This is a genomic window from Streptomyces mesophilus, assembly GCF_011044995.1.
Taxonomy (GTDB): Bacteria; Actinomycetota; Actinomycetes; order Streptomycetales; family Streptomycetaceae; genus Streptomyces; species Streptomyces mesophilus.
Genome location: NZ_JAAKZW010000225.1, coordinates 1 through 13,089 on the forward strand (window position 1 = coordinate 1; position 13,089 = coordinate 13,089).

General features: G+C 71.2%; 11 protein-coding genes. 2 read left to right on the forward strand and 9 right to left on the reverse strand.

Annotation, left to right across the window (positions count from 1 at the left end; genetic code table 11):
• The coding region (locus G6045_RS33485) for a DUF4192 domain-containing protein (RefSeq protein WP_165335949.1) at positions 1-1,231 on the reverse strand (1,231 nt) is incomplete at its 3' end.
• 111 nt (positions 1,232-1,342) lie between these two features.
• Positions 1,343-3,550, reverse strand: coding sequence for a RecQ family ATP-dependent DNA helicase (locus G6045_RS33490; RefSeq protein WP_165335950.1), 2,208 nt, complete (start codon positions 3,548-3,550; stop codon positions 1,343-1,345).
• A 287-nt stretch (positions 3,551-3,837) separates the two neighbouring features.
• Between G6045_RS33490 and G6045_RS33495 the strand changes: the two genes are divergently transcribed.
• On the forward strand, positions 3,838-4,485 hold the full coding sequence (locus tag G6045_RS33495) for a hypothetical protein (protein ID WP_165335951.1): 648 nt from the start codon (positions 3,838-3,840) through the stop codon (positions 4,483-4,485).
• 126 nt (positions 4,486-4,611) lie between these two features.
• Here the strand turns inward: G6045_RS33495 and G6045_RS33500 are convergent, their stop codons facing one another.
• From G6045_RS33500 to G6045_RS33510, 3 genes are all read right to left on the reverse strand, one after another.
• Positions 4,612-5,295 carry a hypothetical protein gene (locus G6045_RS33500; RefSeq protein ID WP_165335952.1) on the reverse strand — a complete coding sequence of 228 codons (684 nt, stop codon included), beginning with the start codon at positions 5,293-5,295 and terminating at the stop codon, positions 4,612-4,614.
• A gap of 104 nt (positions 5,296-5,399) precedes the next feature.
• On the reverse strand, positions 5,400-6,104 hold the full coding sequence (locus G6045_RS33505) for a ribonuclease HII (protein WP_165335953.1): 705 nt from the start codon (positions 6,102-6,104) through the stop codon (positions 5,400-5,402).
• A 52-nt stretch (positions 6,105-6,156) separates the two neighbouring features.
• Complete coding sequence (locus tag G6045_RS33510) at positions 6,157-6,792, reverse strand: TetR/AcrR family transcriptional regulator (protein WP_165335954.1); 636 nt, start codon at positions 6,790-6,792, stop codon at positions 6,157-6,159.
• A 294-nt stretch (positions 6,793-7,086) separates the two neighbouring features.
• Between G6045_RS33510 and G6045_RS33515 the strand changes: the two genes are divergently transcribed.
• Entirely contained in the window at positions 7,087-8,664 is a 1,578-nt protein-coding gene (locus tag G6045_RS33515; RefSeq protein ID WP_408056392.1) for an MFS transporter, read from the forward strand.
• 71 nt (positions 8,665-8,735) lie between these two features.
• Here G6045_RS33515 and G6045_RS33520 read toward each other — a convergent pair whose 3' ends face one another.
• From G6045_RS33520 to G6045_RS33535, 4 genes are all read right to left on the reverse strand, one after another.
• Positions 8,736-10,583: a DUF4153 domain-containing protein gene (locus tag G6045_RS33520; RefSeq protein ID WP_165335955.1), complete on the reverse strand. Its 1,848-nt coding sequence runs from the start codon at positions 10,581-10,583 to the stop codon at positions 8,736-8,738.
• Between the two features lie 223 nt (positions 10,584-10,806).
• Positions 10,807-11,730, reverse strand: a complete 924-nt coding sequence (locus tag G6045_RS33525) for an ADP-ribosylglycohydrolase family protein (protein WP_165335956.1) — start codon at positions 11,728-11,730, stop codon at positions 10,807-10,809.
• Positions 11,731-11,843: 113 nt separating this feature from the next.
• Positions 11,844-12,512, reverse strand: a complete 669-nt coding sequence (locus G6045_RS33530; RefSeq protein WP_165335957.1) for a histidine phosphatase family protein — start codon at positions 12,510-12,512, stop codon at positions 11,844-11,846.
• Positions 12,513-12,575: 63 nt separating this feature from the next.
• Positions 12,576-13,089: DUF4937 domain-containing protein (locus tag G6045_RS33535; protein ID WP_165335958.1), on the reverse strand; the 514-nt coding region annotated here is incomplete at its 5' end.

Genomic DNA, 13,089 nt, shown 5'->3' on the forward strand with positions numbered 1-13,089 from the left:
GGTCGAACAACTCCCCCTGAACCCCGGCCTCCCCGCCCGCCCTGACATCCACCGGCGGCCATACGCTCGCCGGCAGGCTCAGCGGCGGATAGCCGGCCACGCCGCTGCGCAGTGCCCCACGCATCGCCTCCAGCGGCATCTCCGCCCCGATCGCCCGGTACAGCACATCGGCGAGACCGCAGTCCGGGTCCACGGCGAGTGCCAGCTCAAGCGCGATCCGCGCCTCGGTCGGATCGTCCACGCACCAGGCCGCCCACCCTGCGAGGGTGCGCACCGCGGCGCCGTACGGGCCGTACACCCCGACGCAACGCCGCGACAGCGCACGCCACAGGCGCAGCGCGGCCGCGGCCCGGGCGCCGTCCATCCAGAGCGTGGCCCGGTCGCGGGTCTCGGGGTCCTGCAGCCCCACCAGCACCCGGGCCACCTCGGCGTCGGTGAGCAGCCGGTCGTCCCGCTCGTCCTCGCGCATCGAGCGCGGTGGCGGGGACTCCTGGAGGCGGGCGATGAGGCCGTTGACCATCACCAGGGTGTCCGCCGCGAGAGCGAGGCACCCCTTCTTGCCCATCAGCCGCGGCAACACCTCCCCCACGGCATCGTCGATGGCCTCCTCCTGGGCGGCGACCGACGGGCCGGTCAGCGGGGTCAGCCGCGTCTCCATCTCCTTTTGCGTGCCCCGCACTTGGATGCCCGCGAAGGTCGCCGACGCGGCGATGACGGACGTGCCGGGCATCAGCATCGGCCGGCCTTCGGCCGGACAGCAGCCCTCGCCCGCTTCCGCGCACACGTAGGACCAATAGCGGTCGCCGGAGAGGCAGAGCGCCTCCAGGACGCGCAGCCCCAAGTCCCGGCAGGTCGCGAGCAGCGCGTCTGCCAGCGGGCGCAGGCTCTCCATCACCTGGCGTCCGCTCTCGCCGGGACCCGGCTCGCGGCACAGATAGGCGACGACCGCGTCGGGCCGCGCACCGCCCGCCCGCTGTTCCACTTCCTGCACCAGACAGCGCGGCAGCTCCTGGCCGATGAACTCCCAGTCCTCGGCCTGCCCGGGGATTCCGAGCCGCACCCGTCCGGCGAACTGTCCGCGGTCGCCCTGGAGCGCGACCAGGACCAGGCTGTCCGAGGGGTGGTACCCCATGAAGTACGGGAGGGCGTCCGCCAGTTCATCCGCGCTGCGCAAGGTGACCATGGGCATCTGGAGGTCACCGGCTGCTGCACTTTCATTGCGTTGCGTCATGCCCCGAGAGTGCACCGGATCGCCAGATTCCGCTTTGCCCTGTGGATAACTCTGGCTAGGGACATGCCAATTACCTGTCGGCGCGACGCAACGAGCGCCGCCTCCCGCCCCTCACCCCGCCGCCGCCAACACCAGCGGCAGCACCGGACCGCTCCCCGCCCGGCGCAGCAGCCGCGCCGCCACAGCGAGCGTCCAGCCGGAGTCGGTGTAGTCGTCCACCAGCAGGACCGGCCCCTTGGCCTGCGCGAGTGCGGCGGCCAGTTCCTCGCCGACCGTGAAGGCCTCGGAGAGCGCCTTGAGCCGCTGCGCCGAGTTGCTGCGCCGCATCACGTTCTCCCCGCGGGTGTACGAGAGGGAACCGAGCAACGGCAGCCGCCCGACCCTCGCGATCCCCTCGGCGAGCGAACCGACCAGCTGCGGGCGGCCCAGGGAGGGCACGGCGACGATCCCGACGGGCCGGTCGACGGCATCCGCCACACCCGGCGCCCAACCCCCCGGCGAACGCGCCCAGTCGGCGAGCACCGCCACCGCCGCGCGCAGCACATCCTCGGGGACCGGCCCGTCCGGGGCCTGTTCGGCGAGCAGCGGCCGCAGCCGGTTGCCCCAGCCGATGTCGGACAGCCGGCCGAGCGCCCGCCCGGTCGAGCACTGCTCGCCCGCGGGGATACGCCCCTTGAGCTCGACACCGAGCGCGGCCATCCCCGTGGGCCACATCTTCCGTGACTCGACCTCCACTCCGGGCCGGTCGAGCTCCTTGGTCGCGCCCTCCAGCGCATCGCCGGACACGGCCGCGTCCACCCAGGGCCCGGCGCAGTTGTCGCACCGTCCGCAGGCGATCGCACCCTCGTCGTCCAGCTGCCGGCGCAGAAACTCCATCCGGCACATGGAGGTGGTGACGTAATCCCGCATGGCCTGCTGTTCGGTCGCGCGCTGCTTGGCCACCCAGGCGTACCGCTCGGTGTCATAGATCCAGTCGGCGCCGGTGGCGGTCCAGCCGCCCTTCACACGCCGTACCGCACCGTCCACGTCGAGCACCTTGAGCATCGTCTCGAGCCTCGTGCGCCTGAGGTCGACAGAGGCTTCCAGGGCGGGTACGGAGAGCGGGCGGCCCGCTCCGGCCAGGGCCGACAAGGTCTGCCGTACCTGCTCTTCGGGCGGGAAGGCGGTGTCGGCGAAGTACCGCCAGATCGCCTCGTCCTCCTTGCCGGGCAGCAGCAGGACGTCGGCGTGTTCGACACCGCGGCCCGCGCGGCCGACCTGCTGGTAGTACGCGATGGGCGAGGACGGCGAGCCCAGGTGGACCACGAAGCCCAGGTCCGGTTTGTCGAAGCCCATGCCGAGCGCCGATGTGGCGACCAGGGCCTTCACACGGTTCTTGAGCAGATCCTCTTCGGCCTGCAGCCGGTCCGCGTTCTCCGTACGCCCCGTGTACGAGGACACCGCGAAGCCGCGTGCCCGAAGGAAGGCGGTGGCCTCTTCGGCGGCGGCGACCGTCAGCGCGTAGACGATCCCGGAGCCCTGCAGTTCGTCGAGGTGCTCGGCGAGCCAGGCAAGACGGTGGGCGGCATCGGGCAGCCGGACCACGCCCAGGCGCAGGCTCTCGCGGTCCAGCGGCCCGCGCAGCACCAGCGCCTCACCGCCCCCGGTGCCCAACTGCTCGGCCACATCGGCCGTCACCCGTGCGTTCGCCGTGGCGGTGGTGGCCAGGACCGGGACACCCGCGGGCAGTTCGGCCAGCATCGCGCGCAGCCGGCGGTAGTCGGGGCGGAAGTCATGGCCCCAGTCGGAGATGCAGTGCGCCTCGTCGACCACCAGGAGACCGGTGGTGGCGGCGAGGCGGGGCAGCACCTGTTCGCGGAAGTCCACCGAGTTCAGCCGCTCGGGGCTGACCAGGAGCACATCGGTCTCGCCGCGCTCCACCTCCCCGTAGATGGCCTCCCACTCCTCCGGATTGGCGGAGTTGATGGTGTGGGCGCGGATACCGGCGCGGGCCGCGGCCTCGACCTGGTTGCGCATCAGCGCGAGCAGCGGCGAGATGATCACCGTGGGTCCCGCACCGCGCCGCCGCAGGAGCGCGGTCGCCACGAAGTAGACGGCCGATTTGCCCCAGCCTGTGCGCTGCACCACCAGAGCACGTCTGTGGTCCTTCACCAGGGCCGCGACGGCCTGCCACTGGTCTTCGCGCAGCCGCGCGGAACCGCCCGCGTCGCCCACGAGTTCGGCGAGCACGGCATCGGCTTCGGTGCGCAGGTCCCCGAAGTCCCCGCCCACGGGAGCCGCCACTTCGGCGCTCAGGTCCACTTCGTCGTCTCGGTGCATCCCCCCATGCAACCGGACACCACTGACATTCGGCGACCTCATCCGGTTTACCTCCGGTAAGCGTCGCTCGGGGCGTTGCCGTACGGCCCTCGGGGAAGGGATATTGACGGCGCACGCGTCGATTTCGGTCAGCAGTGTCAATTGCTCGTTGCCTAGCGGCCGATACGGCGGCGAGAATTGAAGCGCTCCCGCACGGCTCGTAGGTATCCGGCAGTGCTGTGCCGCGGTGCGCTCCCGCACGTCCGACTTCGCCCGCCTCAGGCGGGCGCACAGCCGAAGGGAGGACCGTGACCTTCGGATTCACTCCGTCCGCCGATCCGACGAGACTCGCGTCTGTGTCGCCGCCCGCCGATGCGTCCACCCCACTGGGGCGGCTGCTCGAACCCGCCGAGTGGTCCGCCGCCGGCATTCCGCTGCTGCGCAATCCGCGCGAGGTCGTTCGAGGCTTGTACGAACGGCACCGACCGATGCGGGAGACCGCCGTGGTCGCCGTGCTCGACCAGGAGGAACGCCTCAAGGCCAGCGCCTCGTTCGCCCGCCGTTCCACGCCGGTGGACGGCTGGGTGTTCCGCAACGCGCTGCTCGCCCAGCTGCGCCGGGTGATCCCGCACGATCTGCGCCGCCGCACGCCGGTGCGCACGGCCGTGCTGCTCTACTGCCGGGACGGCGCGGAAAGCTGGACCGAGGAGGACGGCGCCTGGATGTGGGGGCTGCGCGACGCCTGCACCCTGCACGGGCTGCGCTGCGGCGCGTACATCACGCTGACCGCCGGCGGCTGGCAGGTGCTCGGCGAGGGACGCGGCGGCCGGCAGCCGAGCGCCTCCCGGGTGAGCACGGTGACCCCTGTGGCCAACGGGGCCAACGGGGCCGACGCCCCGTACACGGCCAACGGCCATGGCGGTATGGAACTGCTGCGCCGGGCCGCCTCCCTCTGAGCGCTGCCGCACGGTGGGGTCCACCTCACGGGATGGACCCCGCTCACCTCGTACGAAAAGGAAAGCGGCCGAAGCGGCGAGGGCAGCGGCCCAAGTGGCAAGAGCAGCGGCCGAAGCCGCCCGTCCTCAGACCCCCGCGCCCAGCACCGAGTTGATCCGCTGCGGGTCGCCGCACACGATCAGCAGCGCACCCGCGCGGCCCATCGCCAGCGGCAGCGCCGTCGCGGACTGCTCGTCCGTGCCGCCGTTGAGCGCGACGACCACCACGGGCCGGACGGCCGCACGGGCGGCGTGGTCGGCCGAGGCGTAGAAGACGTCGTCGCCGGCTTCGTGCTGCGCCCAGTATGCGGCGTCGCCGAAGCTCAACTCATGGGCGGCCCAAGGGTGCTGCTCCCCGGTGGTGAGCACCAGGATGTCGCCGGGCGCGCGGCCCGAGTCGAGCAGCAGGTCCACCGCTTCCTCGGCCGCGTCGAGCGCGCCCTCGACGGAGGCGGGGATCAACTGGATCTGCGGCGCGGACGGCGCGGTGGCCGGAGCGACCGGCGCGGACGGGGTGACAGCCGGCGTGGGCTGCTCAACAGCCGTTCCGGCAGCGGGCGTCGGCGCGGGCTTGGCCGCATCGCGCGGCGTGCGCTGCACCGGCGGACCCGGGCGGGCGGAGCCGGGACCGGGGCGGCCGGGACGCGGGGCGGCCGCGGGACGCGGACCGGGTACGGGACGAGGGGTCGGCGCTGTGCGGCCGGCGGCCGAAGTGGCGCGGGGACCCTGGACACTCTCGTGAATCTGAGACTCCTCGGGAAGGAGAGGCATGACGGATGTCTATCAAACGCCGGTACGAACCGTAACGGCGGGTGGCACATAAGTACGACCGGCAGGGCAACAAGCCGGAACCGGCCGCCGCGAGCGGCATGGTGTCAGAAATCGAACCCGAGTTGCCCCTCGATTTCCGGGACCGGGACACCGAGCACGGGAGCGCGGGTCTTCTTGAGGTGCCGCCACTTCGGCAGCGCGTCGAGATACGACCACGAGAGCCTGTGGTGCTCGGTCGGCCCCCGCTCCTCCAGAGCGGCCTTGTGCACCGGGGACGGATAGCCCGCGTTCGCCTCGAAGCCGAAGTCGGCGCAGGCCGCGCCCAGTTCGGCCATCATGGCGTCGCGTTCCACCTTGGCGAGCACGGACGCGGCGGCAACGGCCACACAGGACTGGTCGCCCTTGATGACCGTACGCACCTGCCAGGGCGCGCCCAGGTAGTCGTGCTTGCCGTCGAGGATGACCGCGTCGGGCCGTACCGGAAGAGCGTCGAGCGCCCTGACGGCGGCCAGCCGCAGCGCGGCCGTCATGCCCAGGTCGTCGATCTCCTGCGGTGAGGAGTGCCCGAGCGCGTGGGCGGTGACCCAGTCGCCGAGCTCGAGGGCGAGCGCGTCGCGGCGCTTGACGGTGAGCAGCTTGGAGTCGGTGAGGCCCTCGGGCGGGCGGCGCAGACCGGTGATCGCGGCGCAGACCGTGACGGGTCCCGCCCACGCACCGCGTCCGACCTCATCGATACCGGCGATGATCTTCGCGCCGGTCTTCGCCCGGATCGAGCGCTCTACGGTGTGGGTGGGTGCTTCGTACGGCATGGCGGTGCCAGCGTACGCCTGTGGGAGACCGGCAGGACACCCCCGCCCCTCGTCACGCCTCGCGGCGCACCAGCGGGACGATCAGATCGTCGATCATGCGGGCGATCTCGGCGGGCGGCCATTCGCTCCCGTACACCTTGGCGCGGTACATCATCATCGCGGGAATGGCCTCGCAGACATGATCGTTCACGGCCGCGGGGCGCACCTCGTTCCGTCGTACGCCCCGGCTGAGCACCTCGCGGATCGCCTCGATGGCGGGCTGCATCACCCGGCCGAAGATCACCGCCTGGAAGCGTTCGGCCACGCTGCCGTCGCATTCGTGAAGCACCGCACGCAGGGCGAAGCCGGGCCGCGAGTACATCGCGTCGCGCATGGCCAGACAGAGCGTCAGGAGGTCCTCGCGGACGCTGCCGGTGTCGGGCGCCGGGGACAGCGGAGGCATGCCCGACTCGAGCGCGTCGGCGACCAGGTCCTCCTTGGAGGGCCAGCGCCGGTACACCGCCGCCTTGCCGGTCTGGGCGCCGGCGGCGACGCCTTCCATGGTCAGGCCGTTCCAGCCGACCTTGCTGAGCTGCTCGAGCGCGGCGTCGAGGATGGCGCGTTCGAGTACGGCTCCGCGCCGCCTCGGGGCCACCACCTGAGCGGGGCAGGACTGGGCGGGAGCGGCCGTCCAGCGCGAAGTAGCCATGTTTCTCTCTTCGTTGAGACCGGTCGCGCCGCGCCGGGCGGCGGAGGGGGTGCGTGGGGGCGCACCGCGGGGAATCTCCGCTTCCGGTACCGCGCGGGGTCCTTACAGGATCGCAGGCGCGCGGGCCGCTCGCGACGGGTCGAACGGCACGAATCACTCGCCCCACGGGCATCGGGTCCCGGCCGGTCAAGGAACGCCCAACTCCCCAAGAATTTCCTTGTGTTCAAGAAGAACCGCTCGCTAGGGTCCCCCTAGTGAACGCTGTCGTTCACTAAGACGCCCAGGGGAGCATCAGTGTCACAGTCACACGAGGACATCCGCGTCGCGGACCCGGAACCGGATCCGGTGCCCGGCGCGACCACCGCCAAGTCGCCCCATGCCGGGATAGCCCTGTTCATCATCGCGGCCTGCCAGCTGATGGTCGTCCTCGATGCCACCATCGTGAATATCGCGCTGCCGCACATCCAGGACGCGCTCAAGTTCTCCACCACCGACCTGACCTGGGTCGTCAGCGCCTACACCCTCACGTTCGGCGGTCTGCTGCTGCTCGGCGGACGCGCGGGCGACATCCTCGGCCGGCGCAGGGTGTTCATGTTCGGCATCCTGCTGTTCACGTTCGCCTCCCTGATCGGCGGCTTCGCCCAGGAGCCCTGGCAGCTGCTCGCGGCGCGCGCCCTGCAGGGCGTCGGCGGTGCGATCGCCTCGCCGACTTCGCTCGCGCTGATCACTTCCACGTTCCCCGAAGGCCCGGAGCGCAACAAGGCGTTCGGTGTCTTCGCCGCGGTCTCCGCAGGTGGCGGTGCGGTCGGTCTGCTCGCCGGCGGCATGCTCACCGAGTGGCTCGACTGGCGCTGGGTGCTCTTCGTCAACGTCCCGATCGGTGTACTGATCGCGGTGCTCACCCCCAAGTACATCCAGGAGTCGGAACGCCACCCCGGCCGCTTCGACTTCGCCGGCGCGATCACCTCGACGCTCGGCATGGTCGCCCTTGTCTACGGCTTCATCCGCGCGGCAGGCGAAGGCTGGAAGGACGGCCTGACGGTGGCCTCGTTCGCCGCGGCCGTCGTACTCCTCGCGGTCTTCATCTACATCGAGACCAAGGCGAAGGACCCGATCACCCCGCTGAAGATGTTCCGCGACCGCAACCGCTCGGGCACGTACGTGATCATGCTGAGCCTCGCCGCCGCGATGTTCGGAATGTTCTTCTACATCGTGCTCTTCGTGCAGAACGTGCTCGGTGACACCCCCATCGAGGCCGGCCTGAAGTTCCTGCCGGTGACGGTGGCGATCGTGTTCGGCGCGGGGCTTTCGCAGGCGCTGCTGCCCAAGCTCGGCCCGAAGCCCTTCATGGTCGTCGGCTCGTCCTTCGTGATCGTGGGCCTCGGCTGGCTGACCCTGATCGACACCAGCAGTTCGTACCTCGGCGGCGTCCTCGGTCCGATGCTGCTCTTCGGCTTCGGCATGGGCCTCAACTTCGTGACGCTGACCCTCACCGCGGTCTCCGGCGTCGCCCAGCACGAGGCGGGCGCGGCCTCCGGTCTGCTCAACGCGACGCAGCAGGTGGGCGGTTCACTCGGCCTCGCGATCCTGACCACTGTCTTCGGTACGGCCAGCCGCGACGAGGCGAAGACCCAGATCGCCGACTTCATGGCGACCGCCACACCCGAGCAGCAGGCAGCCTTCGCCAAGACCGGGGAACTGCCCAAGGGTTCGCCGTGGGCCAAGGAAATCCTCTCGGAGGGCATCTCCACCGGCTTCATCCCGGCGGTCGCGATGGCGGTCCTCGCGCTGATCACCGCGATCTTCGTGATCAGGGTGCGCAAGAGCGACCTGGACGCCCTCAGCGGGACGTCCACACCGGTGGCTCACTGATCTTCCCGGGTACGGAAATGGGGCGCCCCTCAGTCCGAAGGGCGCCCCATTCCTTTCCCGTACGTCGCTGCTCAGTACTCCGAGCGGTCCGTCCCCGTGTCGATCACATCCAGGTCGTAGCAGTTCACGTCCTCGCGCAACGGACGCCCCTCGATGATCGACCGCGCCCGGGACTCCCCGTAACTCATCGCGTACCAGGGCGCCTTGTCCTCGCCCAGCGACTCCATCAGCGGCTTGAGAGCACAGCTGCGCAAGGGTTCGGGCAGCTTGTCGAGCGCGGGTACAGCGTCGGCCGAGAGCCCGGAGACGTAGTCGACGTCGAACTTCTTGGTGTCCCCGTAGCGCTGGACGTTCTGCTCGGCCACCATCCCGTCCGGCGAGACAAGGCCGAAGACCAGCACACCGCCCGCCGCACTGGCGATCACGGCGCGGGGCAGCCAGCGCGCGCCCCACACCCCGGCCGCCATGATCAGCACGATCACCAGGCCGAGCCACAGCTCCATGGCGGTGACGGAGATCCTGAGCCTGGTGAGGCCGTACGCGTCGACGTACATCTGCATCCGGCGCAGCGCGGAGGCGACGACGATCAGGGTCAGCACACACAGGGTGCCGAGCACGGCGCGCACCAGGGTGCGGTCGCGCCGTCCGTCGCGCGGCGACCAGCGCAGCGCGAGCGCGATCACCCCGAGGGTGAGCAGGGTGGCGAACAGGAGCTGCCAGAAGCCCTGCCGGGCGTACTCGGAGTAGGTGAGGCCGTCCTTGAGCGCGGCCTCGTAGCCGCCGAAGAGCACGGTCAGCTGGATGAGGTTGAAGACGGCGAAGAGGAGGTTCAGGACGACCAGCGGCAGGGCCCATTCGACCCGCCCGCGGGCACGCCCTGGCTTGACCTCGATCCTGTCCCAGCGCAGCGGTGCCGCAGCCGTGTACGCGGCCGCCACGGCGCCGAGCACGCCGAGCGCGAAGAGCAGGAACCGCAGCGGGCCGTCGGACAGGTCGGCGTCCGGAATCAGACTGCCGAGCAGGTCCGCGAACGTGGAGTCCGCGGCGGCGAACAGCGCGCCGAAGACCAGCAGCAACACGATGGCCACGGCGACGGCCCGCACGATCGGTGCGAGCGAACCACGCGCGCCGCCGGTCCGCGCACGCACCCCGCGCCAGGCCCAGACCGCGCCGGGTCCCACGGCACCGAACAGACCGAGCGGGTTGAGCAGAACGCCCGGCCAGCGGCGCGTACCGTGCAGCGCGAGCGAGCCGAGGCCGAACGCGGCGGCCACCGCGAGGAACGACGGCCAGTCGGCGTCGCGCAGCGCGGGCACCGCGAGCAGCGCCAGACCGCCGGCCCCCCAGGCCAGCGTCCAGCCCCGGGGCAGCCGGCCCGCGGCCTGCGCGGCGAAGTACGCGGCGAGGGCGAGCGGTACGGCGACGATCAGCAGATTCACCGCCACACCGTCGGCGAGCAGCAGCGCGCTCAGGACACCCGCGGCGAGCGCGCTGGCCAGGGTCGCGGTGCGCACGGGCGCGGCGTCCGCGGCGGTGATGCCGTCGAAGACCGACGGGGGGCGCTGGTGCGTGGCCCAGGGGTTGGGCGGCGGGCCGGCCGCCGCCTTGGTGCGCGCGGCGGTGGACTGCGGCGGGACGGACGTGCCCCAGGCGACGGCGGCCTCGGCGAGCGTGCGGGGCGGGACGGCGTCCTGCGGTTCCTCCGCGGCTACGGCGGGAGCTTCTCGTACGACTGAACCGTCAGGACCTACGACTGAACCGTCAGGACCTTCCCGTACGACTGACCCGTCAGGACCTTCCCGTACGGCTTCATCGGCTGCTCGCTGCTCCGGAGCGCCCCGCTTCCGGGGCTCGGCGCCCTCGGGCCCGGTACCAGGCTCGGGCTCGGGTACTTCGGGTGTGGACGGTGTATCGGACACGGGACCCCCTCCCGACCGGCCTGGACCTGGCTGAGGGCCCCGGGCCGGTGTCTCGTCGGCACCCGCCCGTCGAGCGTCACTGGCTCATGGCTGCATCGAAGCATCCGAAGATCATCGGGCGGTGTGGGCCGTCAGAGTAGCCCCAGGGCAGCACGGCAAGGGCTGCCCGGCCCCGTATACGAGGGCTCTGTGGCAGGACCGTGACAGTTGGCGCCGCCCGGCGTCAGGCCGCGGTGGGCGCCCACTCGGGCAGGCACTCCGTGCGCTTCGCCCACTCGGCCGGCGGCGCACCCGCCTGCCCGGCCGCGACGACGCCGCCCGCGATGGCGCAGGTGGTGTCCACATCGCCGCCGACCTGGGCGGTCGTCCAGAACGTCGTGGCGTAGTCGCCGAGCCCGCGCGCCGCGGACCACAGCGCGAACGGCACCGTGTCATGCGCGGAGGTGCGCCGGCCGCAGCCGAGCACGGCCGCGACGGTGTTCGCGTCGCCGTAGTCGAGCATGTCGCGGGCGCGGCGCAGCCCGGCGCCCACGGCGCTGCGCGGCACGAGGTCGATCACGCCGTCGAGCAGCACCCGGCCGGTCAGCGGCTCCTTCGCACCGGCCACGAGAGCGGCCGCGGCGGCCACGGCCATCGTGCCGACGACCGCTTCGCGGTGCTGATGCGTGGTGTACGCGGAGATCTCGGCCTGATGGGTGGCCTGCTCGGGATCGTCGGCGTACCAGGCACCGAGCGGCGCGATGCGCATCGCCGCGCCATTGCCCCAGGAGCCCTGGCCGTTGAACAGACCGGCCGCCAGCTCGCGCCAGTCGCCGCCCTCGCGGATCAGGCGCAGCATCCGGTTCACGGCGGGCCCGTAGCCGCGGTCGAAGTCGTGGTGGTGCGCGAAGGACTGCGCGAGAGCGTCCTGGTCGATGCGGTGGTACCGGGCGAGCACGGCCACGACGGAGCAGGCCATCTCGGTGTCGTCGGTCCACTGCCAGGCGCCTTCGGGGACCTCACGGCGCTTGAGCAGCGGATAGTTCTCGGGCACGAAGTACTGCGAACCGAGAGCGTCCCCCACGGCCAGACCGCGCAGGCTGGCGAGGGCACGGCCGAGGCGGGCGTCGGCGGAACCTGCGGCAGGGGAGGAGGATTCAGCGATCATCGCGCCCCCACTCTAACGAATCCGCCCATACGTCTCGAATAAATGCGCGGTCACTCTTCGATCACTAAATGCGCGGTCCCTCTTCGGTCACTAAATGCGCGGTCGCCCTTCGGTCACCGTTGCCCCCGCCTGCGTCCGTGCACCTCAGGCTCACGCCACCTGTCGAAAGGCCGGTCCAGTCGGTACCGCCCGTCCTCGCCGAGGACCAGCACCCGCATCTCCGCGTTGCCCGGATTGCACAGCGCCTCGAACTCCGCGACCGACCAGTGGAACCACCGCATGCAGAACAGCCGCATCGTCAGTCCGTGCGTCACCAGGAGCACGTTCGGCGGATGCTCCGGGTCCTCGAAGCTGCGGTACAGGCTCTCCAGGAACGCCCCCACCCGGTCGTACACATCGGCCCCGGACTCGCCCTGCGCGAAGCGGTAGAAGAAGTGCCCGTACGCGTCGCGGTAGGCCTTCTGCAGCCGGACGTCGTCCCTGTCCTGCCAGTTTCCCCAGTCCTGCTCGCGCAGCCGCGGCTCCTCGCGCACCCGGACCCGCGCGGGGTCGAGCCCGAAGGCGTCGAAGGTCTCGAGCGTGCGTCGATACGGCGATACGTAGACACTCACGCGCTCGTCCCCGAACAGCTCGCGCAGCCGCTCCCCCGTCTCCTCGGCCTGCTCCCAGCCCCGCCCGGTGAGCATCAGCGCATGGTCGGGCTCGCGTTCGTACACCGAGTCGTCGGCATTGCCCTCCGACTCCCCGTGCCGGACGAGAACGATCCGCCGAGGTCGCGCCATGCCGAAACCCTAGATCGCCGCACGGACGCGTGCGCGATCAGGGCGCCCCTGGCGTCCGACGGCCTACACGGTCCACTGCGGCAGCAGCTTGACGATGTCCCCGTCGAGCCCGATCAGGTCCTTCTCGGTCCCGGCCCGCAGCGAAAGGCGCTCCACCCGCTCCTGGCGGTATTTCCCGTGCTCGGCCCCGGACTGCCACATGGACAGGACCAGGAACTCGCTGCCGGGCGCCTCGGAGAAGAAGCCCCGCACCATGCCGGGCGAACCGGCCATCGCGGGATTCCACACCTTCTGCTGCATCAGCGCGAAGTGCTCGACCTGCTCCTCGTGCACCCGGCAGTGCGCGATCCGCACCAGGTCCGCGTCGGTGAACCGCGGCTCGAAGCCCGTCTTCACATCGAAGCGGTAGTCGAACAGCTTGACCTGCATGTTCGTATACGTACCGGCCTGAGCGGAGGCCAGCCGGTCATGGGAGCGGGCCATGAACGAGTCGTAGAACGACCGGCTCTCCCAGAAGGCGAAGAGATGCACCACATCGGCCCGCCGCGTGCTCCATCCCCCGCCCTGCCCCCGAAAC

Excerpts from the sequence above, each read along its gene's own strand:
- G6045_RS33490 (WP_165335950.1), bottom strand. The coding sequence starts at position 3,550 with ATGCACCGAGACGACGAAGTGGACCTGAGCGCCGAAGTGGCGGCTCCC.
- G6045_RS33500 (WP_165335952.1), bottom strand. The coding sequence starts at position 5,295 with ATGCCTCTCCTTCCCGAGGAGTCTCAGATTCACGAGAGTGTCCAGGGT.
- G6045_RS33505 (WP_165335953.1), bottom strand. The coding sequence starts at position 6,104 with ATGCCGTACGAAGCACCCACCCACACCGTAGAGCGCTCGATCCGGGCG.
- G6045_RS33510 (WP_165335954.1), bottom strand. The coding sequence starts at position 6,792 with ATGGCTACTTCGCGCTGGACGGCCGCTCCCGCCCAGTCCTGCCCCGCT.
- G6045_RS33525 (WP_165335956.1), bottom strand. The coding sequence starts at position 11,730 with ATGATCGCTGAATCCTCCTCCCCTGCCGCAGGTTCCGCCGACGCCCGC.
- G6045_RS33530 (WP_165335957.1), bottom strand. The coding sequence starts at position 12,512 with ATGGCGCGACCTCGGCGGATCGTTCTCGTCCGGCACGGGGAGTCGGAG.